The 16338-nt window shown below is 42.0% G+C and carries 15 protein-coding genes and 1 tRNA gene; 8 read left to right on the forward strand and 8 right to left on the reverse strand.

Going from position 1 to position 16338, the window contains the following annotated elements; genetic code table 11:
• Positions 1-378 precede the first annotated feature (378 nt).
• Positions 379-3033: a beta-N-acetylhexosaminidase gene (locus tag BCU75_RS12360; RefSeq protein WP_102474028.1), complete on the reverse strand. Its 2655-nt coding sequence runs from the start codon at positions 3031-3033 to the stop codon at positions 379-381.
• Between the two features lie 405 nt (positions 3034-3438).
• Here BCU75_RS12360 and BCU75_RS12365 point away from each other — a divergent pair, with 405 nt between their 5' ends.
• Both BCU75_RS12365 and BCU75_RS12370 read left to right on the forward strand, forming a co-directional pair.
• Complete coding sequence (locus BCU75_RS12365; RefSeq protein WP_102474029.1) at positions 3439-4326, forward strand: TraB/GumN family protein; 888 nt, start codon at positions 3439-3441, stop codon at positions 4324-4326.
• Positions 4327-4448: 122 nt separating this feature from the next.
• The gene (locus BCU75_RS12370; protein ID WP_102474030.1) at positions 4449-4871 is read left to right on the forward strand and encodes a hypothetical protein; all 423 of its coding nucleotides are present in this window, start codon (positions 4449-4451) and stop codon (positions 4869-4871) included.
• Between the two features lie 84 nt (positions 4872-4955).
• Here BCU75_RS12370 and BCU75_RS12375 read toward each other — a convergent pair whose 3' ends face one another.
• From BCU75_RS12375 to BCU75_RS12385, 3 genes are read right to left on the reverse strand one after another with little or no spacing between them, the layout of a single operon-like run.
• Positions 4956-5792: a CsgG/HfaB family protein gene (locus BCU75_RS12375; RefSeq protein WP_076678144.1), complete on the reverse strand. Its 837-nt coding sequence runs from the start codon at positions 5790-5792 to the stop codon at positions 4956-4958.
• A gap of 16 nt (positions 5793-5808) precedes the next feature.
• Positions 5809-6219: a curli assembly protein CsgF gene (locus BCU75_RS12380; protein ID WP_102474031.1), complete on the reverse strand. Its 411-nt coding sequence runs from the start codon at positions 6217-6219 to the stop codon at positions 5809-5811.
• 10 nt (positions 6220-6229) lie between these two features.
• Positions 6230-6706 (reverse strand): curli production assembly/transport protein CsgE, encoded by a 477-nt coding sequence (locus BCU75_RS12385; protein WP_076678161.1) that lies wholly within the window; start codon positions 6704-6706, stop codon positions 6230-6232.
• A 314-nt stretch (positions 6707-7020) separates the two neighbouring features.
• Here BCU75_RS12385 and BCU75_RS12390 point away from each other — a divergent pair, with 314 nt between their 5' ends.
• The 3 genes from BCU75_RS12390 (at position 7021) to BCU75_RS12405 (ending at position 9741) form a co-directional block, all read left to right on the forward strand.
• Positions 7021-7632: a curlin subunit CsgB gene (locus BCU75_RS12390; protein ID WP_102474032.1), complete on the forward strand. Its 612-nt coding sequence runs from the start codon at positions 7021-7023 to the stop codon at positions 7630-7632.
• A gap of 82 nt (positions 7633-7714) precedes the next feature.
• Positions 7715-8587 carry a curlin gene (locus BCU75_RS12395; protein WP_076678146.1) on the forward strand — a complete coding sequence of 291 codons (873 nt, stop codon included), beginning with the start codon at positions 7715-7717 and terminating at the stop codon, positions 8585-8587.
• Between the two features lie 485 nt (positions 8588-9072).
• On the forward strand, positions 9073-9741 hold the full coding sequence (locus BCU75_RS12405) for a LuxR C-terminal-related transcriptional regulator (RefSeq protein WP_102474034.1): 669 nt from the start codon (positions 9073-9075) through the stop codon (positions 9739-9741).
• Positions 9742-9975: 234 nt separating this feature from the next.
• Here the strand turns inward: BCU75_RS12405 and BCU75_RS12410 are convergent.
• Positions 9976-10052 (reverse strand) — tRNA-Pro (locus BCU75_RS12410).
• A 255-nt stretch (positions 10053-10307) separates the two neighbouring features.
• Here BCU75_RS12410 and BCU75_RS12415 point away from each other — a divergent pair.
• From BCU75_RS12415 to rluF, 3 genes are all read left to right on the forward strand, one after another.
• Complete coding sequence (locus tag BCU75_RS12415) at positions 10308-10448, forward strand: DUF3149 domain-containing protein (RefSeq protein WP_004736246.1); 141 nt, start codon at positions 10308-10310, stop codon at positions 10446-10448.
• A gap of 166 nt (positions 10449-10614) precedes the next feature.
• A complete protein-coding gene (gene smrA, locus BCU75_RS12420) occupies positions 10615-11196 on the forward strand; it encodes a DNA endonuclease SmrA (protein WP_017076135.1) in 582 nt (193 codons plus the stop codon).
• 176 nt (positions 11197-11372) lie between these two features.
• The gene (rluF, locus tag BCU75_RS12425) at positions 11373-12518 is read left to right on the forward strand and encodes a 23S rRNA pseudouridine(2604) synthase RluF (RefSeq protein ID WP_102474035.1); all 1146 of its coding nucleotides are present in this window, start codon (positions 11373-11375) and stop codon (positions 12516-12518) included.
• 106 nt (positions 12519-12624) lie between these two features.
• Here the strand turns inward: rluF and ybaK are convergent, their stop codons facing one another.
• From ybaK to kdsA, 3 genes are all read right to left on the reverse strand, one after another.
• Positions 12625-13098: a Cys-tRNA(Pro) deacylase gene (gene ybaK, locus BCU75_RS12430; RefSeq protein ID WP_102465285.1), complete on the reverse strand. Its 474-nt coding sequence runs from the start codon at positions 13096-13098 to the stop codon at positions 12625-12627.
• Between the two features lie 118 nt (positions 13099-13216).
• Complete coding sequence (gene ushA / locus BCU75_RS12435) at positions 13217-14878, reverse strand: bifunctional UDP-sugar hydrolase/5'-nucleotidase UshA (protein WP_004736242.1); 1662 nt, start codon at positions 14876-14878, stop codon at positions 13217-13219.
• A 595-nt stretch (positions 14879-15473) separates the two neighbouring features.
• Positions 15474-16328, reverse strand: coding sequence for a 3-deoxy-8-phosphooctulonate synthase (gene kdsA, locus BCU75_RS12440; protein WP_198592557.1), 855 nt, complete (start codon positions 16326-16328; stop codon positions 15474-15476).
• Between the last annotated feature and the right edge of the window lie 10 nt (positions 16329-16338).

The raw sequence follows: 16338 nt of genomic DNA on the forward strand, positions 1-16338 counted from the left end.
CTATCAAAAAAGAACAAGTTATTTAATATATTAAAATCAGATACTTAAAAACATAAAAATTGATAAAAAACTCAAGACGCAAAAACACACAGATCAAGATCACATTATTTTACGACGCAAAATTAGATTCAGTTAGTTCAATCACATTTGATTTAGAGTTTTTTATAGAGGACTTATTTTTTGAAGAGAATAATGAGAAGCCCGTCACTTTTGCGACAAAACTCACCTTATGTGCATTGTTGACGATATAAACAAAGACGGTTTCTATATGTTTCTGTTTAAGAGAAAGACTTAACTCGCCTTAAACAAAAAGAGCTCCCGCTTTTTATCTAAGTAAGATAATAGCTAGGGAGCCCCTCTACTAATGTTGCTTATCGATTATTTAATTGACGTTACTCGACTTACTTTCTCGCCACTTTCAGAGATAGAGCGGATGTAAGTTTCGCCTGAAACCGAAGGACGTTGTTGATCATCATACGTTAACCAGTTTTCGCCATCAGCAGAGTATTGCAGCTCTACGCCTGGGAATTGTACGTTCATCGCTAGCTTACCATCCACAACCTGAGCGCCCGGTACTGGCAGTCGGTAATCAATACCCGCTTTCTCAAGCTTAGCCAGTTCACGTTGACCAACAATATTCGCGAAGCGATTAAAGTCGCTGTTTAAATCCTGCTTATTCACTAGGTTTGATTCTTGAGAATATTCAATGCCCACTTTGTAGTCGTTTTCCCAATCCGCTCTGTGCCATGCGCGCTCTGCTGCTGCAAGTACGCGAGGGAATACCATGTATTCATATTGCTCGTCGGTACGTACTGTTTCAGACCAAAGTTGTGCAGACAAACCGTAGAAAGGTTTCGCTTCAATTTCGCCTTTACCAGAGAAACCATTGCCGTCACGGTCTAATGACGTTTCTGCGTTTTGTGGCATGTTTTCTGGTGCGAAGCCAAACATCTTACGAGTATCGGTAGCACGCGTTGCCCAATAGTAACCGCGCTCAGCTGCATCGACTTCGTATGGCATATCCATGTATACATAGTCTGGGTTAGAAACAATCACGTCATAACCTTTTGCTGACCAATCGTAAACTGAGGCAGTACCGCCCCAGTAAAGAACGTCCCAGAAGTTAACGCGAGTCGTTTCAGTAGCGAAGCCAGATTCACCCTCTTCCACATACTTCAAGCCATCTTGCCAAGCTTGGAAGTGAGGAATGCCTTTGTCTGCAACAATTTTTGATACTTCTTTTGCAAAGTAGCCAGGCAGGTGACCAAAATCACTCACCGAACCATCAGCAATCAAAGACTGACATTGTGGAGACTGTTGGAATGGTTTGTCTTGCTTGTCTAGCTCAATGTTACCTTTCCATGCCACTTTGTCTTGAGCATCAACATCTTGAAAACCTGCGCCTAGCTTGATGTTTTTCGCTTCATCACCACCAAAGTGCCAAGTCGTTAGCGGCATACCCGCTTCATTGTGCATTGCTGCAATTTCAGTAATCACTTTATCAACAAAGCGAGTCGATGATTCCATACATGGGTTGATGAAGCTGTGCTTATCGTAGAACTGAATAGTCGTCACGTTTGAAGTATCTTGTGGATCCATCAAGCGATATTCACTTGCTTCAGCTTCTTTGCCTTCCGCCATTAGGCGAGTGTAACGCGCTTCCATTGATACCACAGCAGAACGAGCATGTGCTGGCATATCAATTTCTGGAATTACTTCGATGCTGCGCGCTTTTGCGTAGCTTAAGATCTCGACGTAATCCGCTTTACTAAAGAAACCAGAGCCAAAGTTGTCTGTTGTTGGACCTGAACCTAGCTGAGGCAGTAAACAGCTTTGCTCTTCCAAATCAAAACAACGATTAGACCCTACATCCGTTAGCTCTGGTAAACCTGGGATTTCTAAACGCCAACCTTCATCATCAGTTAAGTGAAGGTGAAGTTTATTCATCTTGTATGCAGCCATTTGATCTAGCGTTGCTAGGATGGCATCTTTTGAGTGGAAGTTTCGAGCAACATCTACCATCACACCACGGTAATCAAAGCGTGGTGCATCTTTGATCGACAGTTGTGGTAGTGATTCAGCGTTCTGACTGTCTATTAGGCCAAAAATAGACTGAACTGCGTAGAAAGCACCTGTTTTATCAAACGCTTTAATCGCAATCCCCTCTTCCGAGATGCTTAGTTCATAAGCGCCAGATTTTGCTAAATCACCCGTAAACTGAGTAGGAACAACGGCAACACTCACAGGTAGGTCGCCACTCACATCTACGTTTACCACATCTGCACGTTCTTCAATTGCAGCGAACTGCTCAGCATCAAATACCTCTTTCGGTAATGCAATACCATCAGCAATGCTCACTGAACCTTCGCCCGCTTCTACCAACATTGGGGTTGGTAAAAGAGTTGTTGAAACGTCTTGCGTTGCTAGATCAGCATTCTTTTCAAAGCGAGTAACCGCGGTTGCCATGACATTGTTATCATCAGGTGTACGCTTAAGGTTGTTTCCTTCCAAACCTGTTACGAACGACGCGACATCTTCAGTATTCAATGAAGCAATCATCTTAGGCTCTGCGTTTGGCGCAGTTACGAATGCACCCGGCATAAAGTCAGTTTCAAACAGTTGCCAGTACTCACTCGTTAACGGAAGAATCACTTCTTCACCAGCGGCAAAACCATCGAACTTATCTGTAGGTTCTAGTTTGTGTAGGTCACCCGTTACACGAGTGATTTTAAATTGCTCGTTATCAACATCTAAAATAAGGCGAATACTGTGGAAGTAGATAGTCCAATCTTTCGAATCAATCGCTTCACCGTCATTGGTCAGGGTCATGTTCACTTTATTACATGACGCCCACTCAGCACCTAGGTCCTGACAAGCCATGCCTTCATTCGCACCGTGATTGGTTAGAATTTCATATTGCACATCAAGGTTATCAGCCAGTGCATTAACAACCTGTTGATCAGGTGCTTGCGTTACAGCACACCCCGTCAAACCAGCTAGTACCGCTACAGATAGTAAGTTTCTCTTCAACATCGTATTCACCCATAAATTAAAAAATTGAGTCAGAAGCAAAGTGGAGCGCTCCGAAAGTTAGATAAACTATATGGGCTTATTTTTTGCCGTGAATTAAATCAGGTTAATAAAGTGATCGGCTTCAAATCGCAAAAACACTGACAAAATTAATTATATTAAAATCATGAAGTTATAATCGACGGTACTTCCGTCACTTTTATTTTGACGTAAAAAATGAGAATTGAATCACAATCTTTTTAAAGGATTTCATAAAATCGCGTCGTTGTTACTGAGAAAGGTTTAAGAGTTTGTTGGTGTTGTTATACTTTTCGTACAAACAACGTGACATCGTTCTCAAAAAAAACCGTTAAAAAACGCCGTCAAAATCAATTTTAACGAGTTCATATCTTTTAAAAGGAGCTTTCCTTGCGCACATTTTGGTACGTAACTTTATTCGTTCTCGCATTTTCAACCAAACAAGCTGCGGCCGAACCTCTTTATTGGCAAGCCAAAAAGGATGATCTGACGCTTACTATCTTAGGTTCTGTGCACGTTGGGGATGAGAGTATGTACCCACTTCCTTCAGCAATCACCGACACGCTAAAAAACAGTAATGGGTTAGTTGTCGAGACAGACATACGAAAGACAGATGGCGTCGTGTATCCCACAACTAAAGTGACTACGAGTGATGTATTAAACGAAGAACAAAAACAAATGCTGGTCGACATAACAAAGTCATTAGACATGCCAACTCAGCAACTACTTAATGCCCCACCTTGGGCGACTTCTCTATCAATACAGATGCAGCAGTTAAAAAACCTTGGTTATGGTTCCGCTGGCGGCGTTGATGCGACGCTAGCTTACAAAGCGACGATCCAGGATGTTCCGGTTATCAGTTTAGAGCCTCTACAATTTCAAATAGACCTGATGACGAAACAAAAGGATGACGGTAAGGAGTGGTTAATCAGTAGCCTTGAGGAATTTGACCAAACTGATCGTGTGGTTCATTGCCTAATTGAAAGCTGGAAAGCGGGTGATTTAGCGAAATTGGAAGCCTTCGCAGAGCTTTCTGAGATGTCGCCTAAACTAGAGAAAGCATTCTTAACTGATCGCAACATAGACTGGGCAAACAAACTATCAGTCAATGATTGGAAAATCGCCCCAAAAGGGAACTACTTGATTGTGGTTGGAGCCTTGCACTTAGTTGGAAAAGGTAACCTTTTAGAGTTACTAGAAGATAAAGGTTTTAATGTCACTCAACAATCACAAAGCCTACAAGCGCAGTGTCAGTTTGAAGTGGATACGAAAAGCTAGCGACGCTCAATTACATGACCTTTTAGTGATAAAAACATTTCATTAATAACAGAGTTTTTACATTTAATAGCATCATTCTGGTGCTATTATCTTTCGCTCTTTTTACATACGGCGTTGTTTTAATGAAACCAGTACTTTTTGCTTTCCCTTTAGCCCTTACGATCCTAATGCCGACGACAATGTCTGCTAAAGAAACTTGCACTATCGAGCAGTTTCAACCGGTAGATATTCAGCCAGATACAAAAGGCGGAGTGTTGGATAAAGAAAGCGGCCAGTTTCTGATTACAGAGAAACCACCCATGCGTTGCGCCAATATTACGTTCACAACGTCTACGACACGAAACCGCATCGCAAGCCAAATGAATAGCAACTTTGAAGCAAACTTCTACGATAACCAAACAGGAATTTCTCACTCGGTGACGTTTAACGAAGATGAAGTACAGGCAGGTTATATTCGAATTGGTCCAAATAACCCTGTTGAAGCGTATGTTTGCTTTGTTACCTCAGAGACGCCAATCAAGAACATAGCTTGTGATGTCAAATAGAACCTTTTGATCGTCGAAGAAAAAACAGGGCTAAGGGAAAAATCCATTTTCCGCATAGCCCTATTTTGCTGCTTACTCGGTTGCTTACAATATGTCAGCGCTCTCTTCGGAATAACGAGCAATAATTGGATTTTGTAGTGCATTAGGATCGCCCGGCGACCACATTCCGCGCTTCATGCCTTTTACAATGAGATGTATTACCGCGGCATCAATCGCTGACATCACGGCGATATTAACTGGCTCATTTTGGCTATAACCCATCTCAACCTCCAATAACTCTTTGTAATCAACGAATCGAAAAGCACCGAAGCCGATTTCATGTGAAGAAATGGTTTTGGTTGTTGTAACGCTCAATAAAACTTGTCCAGTTCTTACATCCACCGCTCTCAAGTTCACTGTCACTTGATCGGTTCTATACTGCCCTGAGCCACCAATACCCAAATACTTAGCGCCCGCCCCACCAGTTACAATATTAGAATCGTAAGCCACAATGCCACCTTCTATGACAATGTTTGCGGAACTCAGGGATGACAAATCTGCTCCATGATTATTAACAACTTTATCTTTTTTCTGAGCGGCACGAATGATTTTACGTTCCGTCAACAAGTTTTGAAGTCCTTCACGTTCTAGAGGAACAAACCACTGAGAATCAATCAGTGCCGTGGTCAGTAAAGACGTCCCACCCTGCGGTACCGCTGTCGAAAAGTTACTATTGGGTTGAGGTTTATACTGTCCCGTTTGATCTCTAAAATCATAAACTGAGACCAGTATTTTGCCGCGAGGCTGAGGTAATGAGATCAGATCCGTATAAGTAGAACCTCTCGGCATCAACTTAGGGGTTTCAGACGTCTCTGGTATTTGCATCGAGTAGGTGCACCCTCCTAACACAAAGGTCAGGAAGACGATAATGATCGCTTTCATAACACAATCCTTGTGATTAGAGGTCTGGGTTAAGTCCAGATACACTGATTTCTGTTGATTCCCCTGTCTCTTTATCGACGATTTGAACCAATAAAGTGCCTGAGTCATCCACAATGTTCAGGAAAAAGTCATCAGTTTCCAACTGCCCCGTGTTTCCATTACCTACATCGGCAAGTAACTGGCTAATTAAGCGAGACTCTAAACTCGAGGCTAGTCGATCTAATGCAGACTCTTGTTCATCAAAGATATCCCTAGCGTTAGGGTCTTCAAAATCATTGATGGCATTAGCATGATTAAAAAGGTGAGAGCTGTTTAGTGCATTTCCACCAAAGCTTGGGTTTACGGGGGTATAAACTAACTCGCTTGCATTAACAGCAGGTATAACAAGTAGTGCTAACAGTGTTGCCCTTACAAATAATTTCGACATCCTTGACTCCTTAAAATTCATCATGGTCTAGGTCATAGGTGTCCTGAAAGAGTCTCTCCGCTTGCCATCTAATGATGTAATTACTGACCGCTCTTGTTGCATCAGCAGCACGCTCTTTCGCTTGTCTACGACCAGGGGACAACGCCGTACGGAATATCGGTTTTCTTGAGTGTTGAACCTCTATGATGCTCCCGGATAACGCCGTTGGCCTTTCTTTTACCGTCAAATTTTCCTTAAGGTTTGGGTAGTTTTCATTGAGCGATTGCGAAAAGAAGAAATAAAAATTTTCTCCCAATCGCGTAATCGTTCTATCCACTATGATTCCATCGACTTCACTGAAGTCATTAAATTTTTCCTTAAGGTTATTCGTTGAATCCTCAAGTTTGGTTCCGTTTTCCAAAGGAGCGCTATTTTCAAGACCATGACTCTTTTCGCCCGCATGAACAGCAAAGGTGAACAAAGTAATTGTAAGCAGCTTGATTTTCATATTGGCTCCCATTCGAAGTCCATTTACAAAATGAGAATGCGATTCGCTGAATCTAGATAAAGCGTAATTGATGCTTACAGTGGCATATATAAACTTTCGAATTAATTAGAGAGGAGAAAAAGCAAACTAAGGTTGGCAGTAATTAGATAAATACTAATTCAATTTTTTATATGCAATCCAATATTTTCAACTTTAAGTTTATAGCCGCTACTGAATCGAGAGCCTAGGATTTCGATAAGACAAAGGGTTACTCACTTCTCTACGTTTCTTATTTTCGTAGAGTTCATAATCACAAACACTTTAAGGCAAAGATAATGGTCATTGGGAAAAAATCACTTATCGGCTTAACTTGTTTATATTTATCAATAGGTAGTTTTAACAGTGCTATCGCTTCTGACTTGGAGGGAAGCTTTTTACACAATATAAATCAGGATGTCGTTGATGAATTTAACGATTTAGATTTAATTTCATCATGGGATTTGGATAACTACTCAGAAATAGATATATCCAACGCTTCTGATTCAATTGCGATTATTAGACAGAATAGTGCGGGGGTATCCGCAAATAATAAAGCAAAAATAAAACAGAGTGGCAATTCTAACTCGGCTTATATTAAACAAACTGGAAGTAATAATATCGCATTTGTAAATCAGGACGGGGCAAACAACACAGCAGCTATTGGGCAGCTTGGAGTAAATTCTGAAGCGCTTATTTCCCAAGATGGAAATAACAATTTAGCTGTTATTGGGCAAGCAAATTTCTCTCGACAGAGCAGCCAACTAAGCATTGATCAAAAAGGCAATGGCAATACAGCGTATTTGGCTGGTTCTGGAAGAAGTAATTTAGGAATTTCTCAAGACGGCAATGACTTTGCTTTAGTAAAAGCGTCTAGCTCAATGAGAATCTACATCAATCAAGCAAATTAGCGCGCAGTATGGAAGCTTGATTCAAAATCACTTCTCTTGAAGTGGTACATAGTCGACATGGAAATGTATAAGGATACTACTTATGAAACTTACACAAATTGGAATTATAGTCGGTGCCATTATTGGTTTAAACGTAGCGCACGCAGATGATTTACCTGCACCATATCCAGCATCAGCTCCTGGGGCTGGTGTAATAGAAGGAACAAGTGACCTCGGAATTGACGCTGCTCTTACTGCGGCAGCTGGTGGGGTAACGATACCATCAGCAAGTGACAACACTGCACTTTGGCAAATGGGTAGTGGTGACAGGGCTAACGTAACGATTAACCAAAATACAAGTGGTGTAATAAATGGTCACACAGCTTTGGTTGATACACATGCGAGTTACAAATCTGACGTCGTAGTTGAACAGAGTGGCAACCTCAATGAAGCGCATGTACAACTCAGAGGTAAGTACAACAACGCTCTAATTGATCAAAACGGACAATCTAACCAAGCTCGCGTTCAAGTTGAGCAAAATGGCCACGTCAACGATCTAAGAGTTACACAAATGGGTGATGACAACATTTCCGTAACTGCAGCGCTTGGAGGAGCAGATCACAACAGAGCTGAAACTACTATATATGGCGATTCAAACAAGACATATACAGAATTCAGTAACTATGATGTTGACTACAATAACGTTGAAATTGACATCAGCGGTGACGACAACTACGTGCAAACTATCGTTAACAATAGCGTGGGTGGTGGTGATTGGAACGATGTCGATATTGATTTAGTAAACAGTGATCGAAACAGAGTATTCGTTCTGCAAACAGGTTCCCATTCTGATGCAGTTGTTCAATTGCAAAATAGTAATATGAACCAGTTTACGGTTGAGCAAACATCAAATGATAGTGCTGTTGTATTAGGTAATGGTGCTTACGGTAACGTCGGTATTATCTATCAAAACTAATATGAAATATAGCTCTTATTGCAAATCGGCGCTAGCCGCCGTTTTGTTTATTATCACTCCTTTAAATAGCTTCGCTCTAGATTCAGTGCAGTGTTTCATGAAGAACGAAAACATTATATTGACGTTTGACAACGATATAATTTCATCATTTGAATTGAGTACAAAAAGTAAATCCAAATTCAGCCAGAATACAAACAGCGGCACAACTAAGTTAATTCTTAATATAAATCAATTCCCTGCAGTGATAAATCTTAGCCCCGCCAACAAAGCTTGGACAATTACCTCCACCTGTACGATAAAACCATTTAGACAAAAAGAATGAATTAATCACCTCCTATTTACCCGGGTGATGCTTACCCCACCGATACCATTAAACAAACCATAATCCTCATGAATAATTCACTGCGATAATTCGCGAAAAACCAATGTGTGTTATAAACTATGTAATCTATCAAAAAGTAATGAGTTACTAAAAGGAGTCACACATGGCTAAGCCGGAGGTTCATAACGCCATTTTACTTGCGGAAAACAATTTACAATCAATCCTGCTTAAAGAGTCAATAGAACAAAAAGTTAATCTAAGCATTAAACTCATATCACCAGAAAGGCTTAATGTTAACTCACTACAAAACCAAGATTTAGAGTTGATTATTATTGATTTTCCGACAATGAGTAAACAATGCATAGAAAGATACCAAGAGCTTAGAGATGGCGTAGAAAGTGACGTCCATGAAGTGTTGCTCAACACCCCGCATGACTTCCCTCATTCTGAAATGCTGAAATGGCAATCTTTGATTGGTATTTTTTATGCATCTGACACACTTGAGAAACTTGTGAGTGGATTTAACTGTATTTTGCAAGGTGAGATGTGGATGAGTAGAAAGTTAATCTACCAATACATTCGCTTTTATAGAGAAAGACAATGTGCGAAGACAAGCCCTCATTACTTGAAACTGACTAAGCGCGAACAACAGATAATTAAATTGCTTGGAGATGGAGCGTCTAACACCCAGATAGCCGACACGCTTTACGTCAGTGAGAATACGGTCAAAGCACACCTTCACAATACATTCAAAAAAATCAAAGTGAAGAACCGCTTACAAGCTTTAATTTGGGTGAATAACAATATTGCAACGAGTGAGTTCGTTCAATAGAGGCAAGTTAAAACATCGTGGCATCTAAAACTACTAGTATTCAATCGAGGCCGCTATAAACCCGAATGAACAGGTCGTAGCTCTTCTCTAAAATAAAAAGGGGCTATGGCTTTTTTTAATATGGTCGGTGAAGAGCTTATTTTGAATATCAGACGAACCCCACTTGGGTTCTAATCCTATTTCTTACATTCTAGAACGACGAAAGCCTGCTCAGTGAGCAGGCTTTCTTTAATGTGGTCGGTGAAGAGGGATTCGAACCCCCGACCCTCTGGTCCCAAACCAGATGCGCTACCAAGCTGCGCTATTCACCGAGATATCTAACTGGCTGATTGCCTGTCGATGAAGCGTATAATACGGATTCTGAATTTATGCGCAAGAGCTTTTTTCACTCTTTTTTACAATATCGAATCGTTCGAACAAAAGACGTACAACCGAACGGCTAATGTGACGAAAAACACACACTCATCAACAAGTATTTAACTTATGAAACAGGATTGATCCAGATCAGTGAATTGATAACGCTACTTAATACACTAAGCCATGTCATATAACTTTGAGGTATACACATGGACTTTTGGCTAGAACTCCTATTTGGTAATGCAGTGGGGCTATCTTCAATGATAGTAATATTCGGGGCTCTGGGTCTCATGATGTTTTATGGAGGCTTCTTCATCTACAAAGTTATGACTGAAAAATCTCCTCACTAGAATCGCTCAGCCTAAGTCATCTACTTTTAGGTATCATTTTCTTTAGGTCGATGTAAAACGCTTTGCACCGGAGCAGACTTATTGTCTTCTCCGGTTTTTTCATTTTTAAACCCGGCCTCAACTTAGGTATACTTACCCTATCCTTCTCCAACTTGAGATACACACTATGTCTCATGATGACGACTTAGACCTATTCCAAGAAATGATGGGCGATGTTAAACGTATTGACCATGACACCGCCGAACACCAGAAAGTACACCGAGTCACAGAATCTCACCTTGCTAAGCGTGAAGCCGCTATGTGGCTGTCTGACGACGAGAAAGACTACTTATCATTAGACTACTCACCAATGATCAAGCCAGACGACGTCATTGCTTACAAGAAAGATGGTGTACAAGAAGGAGTATATAAAAAGCTGCGCTTAGGCAAATACCCTATTCAGGCCAAACTCGACCTTCATAGGAAAACACTGAAAGACGCTCGTAACGAAGTACTCTCATTTTTACGCCAGTGTTTAAGAATGGATGTTCGCACCGTTATCATTGTTCACGGTAAAGGCGAGCGCTCGAATCCACCAGCAATGATGAAAAGCTACGTGGCGAACTGGCTCACGCAAATTAACGACGTTCAATGTGTTCATTCTGCTCAGCAATTTCATGGTGGCACTGGCGCAGTCTACGTTATGCTCAGAAAGAGTAACGAGAAAAAGCTAGAGAACAGAGAGCGCCATCAAAAACGCACCAGTTAACTGGTTGAAACAGATATGTACACTGATAGCGAATTGCATCAAGATCGATATTTAGTGCCTAGACTCACACCAAGTGCTAAAATTGTCCTCAGTTAACGAATCCCAACTCAAAGCAACTATCCAAAGGTTGCTTTTTGTTTATCTATATTTCCGTTGTGAAACGCTAAGAGAATATCATGTCACAAGAATCCCAAGCTAAACGCCTTAATAAATACATCAGTGAAACTGGTTTTTGCTCACGCCGCGAAGCCGACAAACTCATTGATGCAGGCCGAGTTACTATTAACGGCAAGATCCCTGAAATGGGTACTAAAGTCTTGCCCGGTGATGATGTTGAGATCGACAATAAACCTGTTCGCTCAAAAGAGAAGCCGATCTACATTGCTCTTAATAAACCAACAGGCATCACCTGTACGACTGAACGTGATATTCCTGGCAACATCGTCGACTTTATCGGCCATCACAAACGTATTTTCCCTATCGGTCGTCTAGATAAGCCTTCTGATGGTCTTATCTTCTTGACCAACGATGGCGACATCGTAAACAAAATCCTACGTGCAGGTAACAACCACGAGAAAGAGTACGTGGTGCGTGTCGATAAGCCGATTACGACGGAGTTCTTGAAGAAAATGGCTTCTGGTGTCCCTATTTTAGATACCGTTACCTTGCCATGTAATGTCGAGAAAGAGACTAAATTCTCATTCCGAATCACACTAACGCAAGGCCTTAACCGCCAAATTCGTCGTATGTGTGAAGCTCTCGGATATGAAGTATTTAAGCTTCGCCGTGTTCGTATTATGAACATCTCATTAGACGGCATTCCTAACGGAAAGTGGCGCTACCTAAGCGACGAAGAGATTACTGAAATCTTGGCGATGTGTGAAGGCTCTGTAAGTACGGAAGATGCGTCAAAAATGAACGCAAAAGGTCAACGTATTCGTAAAGCGACAGACGCAAAACTTTTTGATAGCCGTGAAGAAAACCAAACTTCAACAGCGCGACGTAATCAAAACGAAAATCGTACTCGCACCTATCGCGGTAACAATGCGGATGAATTCCGTCATGCGCCTAACTCGAAACGAGGCCGTAACTCATCGAACGGTGAAAGCGGTGGCGGTGGCGGTGGCAATACCGAGAACTGGAAATCAAACCCTCGTTCAGAGCGTTCAAATTCAGATCGAAACAGCTCAGATCGCAATCGCACAGACCGCGACAATAACGATCGTAGAAGCGGTAAGCCAGCAAACCGTAGTCAAGACTCAAACCGACCAAATAAACCAGCAACAAAACGTGTTGGTGGTACATTAGGCCTGAAGAAGTAGTCAGAATCAGTAGGACGAGACACTCGATATAAAAACGCCCGCTAGATTAGTCTAGCGGGCGTTCTTCTTTGTCATTCGATAGTTTTATCATCATGACGACGACAATCTATAAACATAGATCAGCAAACTGGCCGCGAGTCAGCATCGCTAAGTCTTTCGGATCTAACTCAATCTCTAATCCTCTCTTCCCTGCACTCACACATATCGTTTCAAAATCGGTAGCGCTGGAATGAACAAAGGTAGGCAAGGCTTTTTTCTGACCAAGAGGGCTGATCCCACCCACCACATAACCCGTGGTTTTCTGAGCAATATCAGGATTCGCCATCTCTGCTTTTTTGCCTTTTGCCGCTTTTGCCGCAAGCTTCAGGTTTAGCTTCTGATCAACGGGAATAACGGCAACCGCCAAATCTTTAGCGACACCATTCAAACAGAACAAAAGCGTTTTAAATACACGTTTAGGATCCTGCCCAAGCGCTTCAACGGCTTCTAATCCATAGTTCGTATTATTCGCATCGTGGTGATACTGATGCACGCTATGAGCGATTTTCTTTTTCTTAGCCAAGTTGATTGCAGGGGTCATAACAAATCCAAACGATAGATAAACAAAAAGCGACGCCGAGGCGTCGCTTTAGTTAAATTTATCATGGTGCTAGAGTCAATCTAATTTAACACCTATTGACTCAATCAACTGGGTTCAATTACTTGTAAACCATTTGACCAGACGGTGCGTACTTGTTCACGTCAACCGGGCTGTTCGCTTCTAGGTACTCTTTTAGCACTTCAGCATCAACAAAACCTGTGTTCACATAACCTGGGTGATCAGATAGTTTAGGGTAACCGTCACCACCAGCCGCGTTGAAGCTTGGCACTGTGAAGCGATATGTTTCGTCTAAACGAAGCTGTTTGCCACCGATGAATACATTCGATACTTCACCGTTTGCTACTGTCATTGAAATACCAGCGAACTGCGCGTAAGCACCAGAATCGATTGGTTTCGTCGCCACAACATTTAGGTAATCTAGAACTTCTTTACCTGTCATGTCAGTGTAAGTCAGGATGTTTGCAAAAGGTTGTACCTTCAGTACATCTTTGTAAGTAACATTGCCGGCTTCAATTGAGTCACGAACGCCACCAGAGTTCATCACAGCGAAGTCTGCTTGTGCGCGCTCCATATGAGAAGTCGCAATCAAACGACCTAGGTTAGTTTGTTGGAAACGCACCACGTTACGATCGCCTTCAAGCTTGCCATTTGTCTCAGCAATTTGAACTTCTAGCTGTGCTTGACCTTGCTCTTGGAAAGGACGTAGGAATTCAAGTAGCTCTGGATCTTGTGCAATTTCATCTTGAATAAGAACGCGTTGCTTCTTACCGTCAATCTTGACTTTCTTCTTAAGGTTAACTGGAACCAGATCGTAGCTCACCATCTCTAGTTCACCGTTGCGGAATTCGTAATCAGCACGACCTACGTACTTGCCCCACTCGTGAGCTTGAACAATGTAGGTACCGTTCTGTACGTCTGGTTTACACTCATCACCCGGCTTGAAGTTTTTCTTCGCAACGTTAGGGCCTTCCATACATACAGGCTCTTGAGAGTGACCACCAACGATCATGTCTAGGTCGCCTTCGTTTAGGTAACGAGCAAGTGCTACATCACCCGGTGCGTTAACACCACGTTGGCCGTTTTCGTAGTGACCCATGTGAGTCACAGCGAAGATTAAATCTGGCTTCTCTGTTTCTTTCAGTTCAGCGATCAGCTTCTTCGCTTCTTCTTTAGGGTCACGGAAATCAATGCTCGCGATAAACTCAGGGTTACCGATTTTTGCCGTGTCTTCAGTGGTTAGACCGATAACCGCAATCTTGATACCTTGCTTTTCGAACATCTCGTAAGCTTGGAACTTGCGTTCACCTGTTGCTTTGTCGTAGATGTTTGCAGATAGCATTGGGAAATTAGCCCAGTCGATCTGCTTTTGTAGTACGTCTAAAGAGTTGTCAAACTCGTGGTTACCCAATGCCATTGCATCGTAACCAATTTTATTCATACCTTTGAAATCAGGTTCTGCATCTTGAAGATCTGACTCTGGCACACCAGTGTTGATGTCACCACCAGATAGAAGCAACACGCTACCGCCTTCTGCTTCAACTTCAGCACGAAGTTGGTCAACAAGCGTTTTACGTGCAGACATACCGTACTCACCGTATTTGTTCTGCCAAAAACGACCATGGTTGTCGTTAGTGTGTAGAACCGTTAGTTTGTAAGTCTCGTCTTGGTTCCAATCTTGAGTTGATTGAGACGCACACCCAGCTAGAGTAGCTAGGATTGCAGCACTTAGTGCTGTCTTTAGAATAAGGCGTTGCTTCATTGTCATACCTTTGAACTTTTTAGGGGAATCCACTGCTTTTATAATCTATTGCGACCCCTTTCCTGGAGTTCGAACAATAAGACTTCAACATGACTAATCTTAAATTAACATTCTAGATGTAACACGACGATTTCATATTTATGTCGAATTGGTCACGCATAGATTGGCAGTTAAGTGTAACAAAATTATGAGATTACACTCAAACTTCCCCTGCATCACAGGCAATCGTTTACTTACAAAGTGTGATGAACATCAGTAATTTACTATAAACAGGACAGACCTCACACACCTATACCACTTTCTTAGGGAATCAGAGGCTCTGTTAACAAAGATTTAATCATCTGCCGTGGATTAGCGTTCTGAAAAACAGGTTAGCTAACGACTAAACAGCTTAATCATCGACAAAACAACTTAGTTATCGAAAAACAACTTGGCCATCGTCAAAATAGGCCGAGGCCTCAGTAAATTGAACAGATGTCCCGTTAAACAAAAACGCCCAACTCTAAGAGTTGGGCGTTTATCTGATGCAGTTAAATAACCACTTTAACTCATTAACATTAGCAATTTAGTGTTAGTTATTGAGCATCAACCAAAGCTATTTGATCTCGATGTGGTCAAAGCCTTTGATAAGGTCATCAAGTGCTTTCATCTGCTTCAAGAACGGCTCTAGTTTATCTAGAGGTAGCGCCGATGGGCCATCACAACGTGCTTGATCCGGGTTAGGGTGAGCTTCAAGAAACAGACCCGCAATACCCGTCGCAAGACCCGCTTTAGCAAGTTCAACGGTTTGCTCACGACGACCACCAGATGCAGCACCTGAAGGATCACGCATTTGAAGCGCGTGAGTCACGTCAAAGATGATTGGGCTGCCGTTTGATGATTTTTTCATCACACCGAAACCAAGCATATCAACCACTAGGTTGTCGTAACCCATGCAAGAACCACGTTCACAAAGAATGATATTGTCGTTGCCACACTCAGCAAACTTATCAACAATATTACCCACTTGATCTGGGCTCATGAACTGAGGCTTCTTCACGTTGATTACAGCACCGGTCTTAGCCATCGCTTCAACAAGGTCAGTTTGGCGAGCAAGAAACGCTGGAAGTTGGATTACATCAACCACATCTGCAACAGGCTGAGCTTGTGCTTCTGTGTGGATATCAGTAATGATCTTCACGCCAAAAGTATCTTTCAGTTCTTGGAAGATTTTAAGACCTTCTTCCATACCTGGACCACGGTATGAGTGAACTGAGCTGCGGTTTGCTTTATCGAAAGACGCCTTAAATACGTAAGGGATGCCCAACTTCTCTGTGACTTTCACGTAGTGCTCACAGATCTGCATAGCTAGATCGCGAGATTCAAGAACGTTCATGCCTGCAAATAGCGTAAATGGTTTGTCATTAGCAATTGGCATGTCACCAATGTGAACTGTTTTCTGTTCCATCATATTCTCTCTA

Source organism: Vibrio splendidus, assembly GCF_002873455.1.
GTDB classification, from domain to species: domain Bacteria; phylum Pseudomonadota; class Gammaproteobacteria; order Enterobacterales; family Vibrionaceae; genus Vibrio; species Vibrio splendidus_J.

What these genes read in the sequence shown, in the direction of transcription:
- BCU75_RS12360 (WP_102474028.1), bottom strand. Translation starts at nt 3,033, where the DNA reads ATGTTGAAGAGAAACTTACTATCTGTAGCGGTACTAGCTGGTTTGACG.
- BCU75_RS12370 (WP_102474030.1), top strand. Translation starts at nt 4,449, where the DNA reads ATGAAACCAGTACTTTTTGCTTTCCCTTTAGCCCTTACGATCCTAATG.
- BCU75_RS12375 (WP_076678144.1), bottom strand. Translation starts at nt 5,792, where the DNA reads ATGAAAGCGATCATTATCGTCTTCCTGACCTTTGTGTTAGGAGGGTGC.
- BCU75_RS12380 (WP_102474031.1), bottom strand. Translation starts at nt 6,219, where the DNA reads ATGTCGAAATTATTTGTAAGGGCAACACTGTTAGCACTACTTGTTATA.
- BCU75_RS12385 (WP_076678161.1), bottom strand. Translation starts at nt 6,706, where the DNA reads ATGAAAATCAAGCTGCTTACAATTACTTTGTTCACCTTTGCTGTTCAT.
- BCU75_RS12390 (WP_102474032.1), top strand. Translation starts at nt 7,021, where the DNA reads ATGGTCATTGGGAAAAAATCACTTATCGGCTTAACTTGTTTATATTTA.
- BCU75_RS12395 (WP_076678146.1), top strand. Translation starts at nt 7,715, where the DNA reads ATGAAACTTACACAAATTGGAATTATAGTCGGTGCCATTATTGGTTTA.
- BCU75_RS12405 (WP_102474034.1), top strand. Translation starts at nt 9,073, where the DNA reads ATGGCTAAGCCGGAGGTTCATAACGCCATTTTACTTGCGGAAAACAAT.
- BCU75_RS12415 (WP_004736246.1), top strand. Translation starts at nt 10,308, where the DNA reads ATGGACTTTTGGCTAGAACTCCTATTTGGTAATGCAGTGGGGCTATCT.
- smrA (WP_017076135.1), top strand. Translation starts at nt 10,615, where the DNA reads ATGTCTCATGATGACGACTTAGACCTATTCCAAGAAATGATGGGCGAT.
- rluF (WP_102474035.1), top strand. Translation starts at nt 11,373, where the DNA reads ATGTCACAAGAATCCCAAGCTAAACGCCTTAATAAATACATCAGTGAA.
- ybaK (WP_102465285.1), bottom strand. Translation starts at nt 13,098, where the DNA reads ATGACCCCTGCAATCAACTTGGCTAAGAAAAAGAAAATCGCTCATAGC.
- ushA (WP_004736242.1), bottom strand. Translation starts at nt 14,878, where the DNA reads ATGAAGCAACGCCTTATTCTAAAGACAGCACTAAGTGCTGCAATCCTA.
- kdsA (WP_198592557.1), bottom strand. Translation starts at nt 16,328, where the DNA reads ATGATGGAACAGAAAACAGTTCACATTGGTGACATGCCAATTGCTAAT.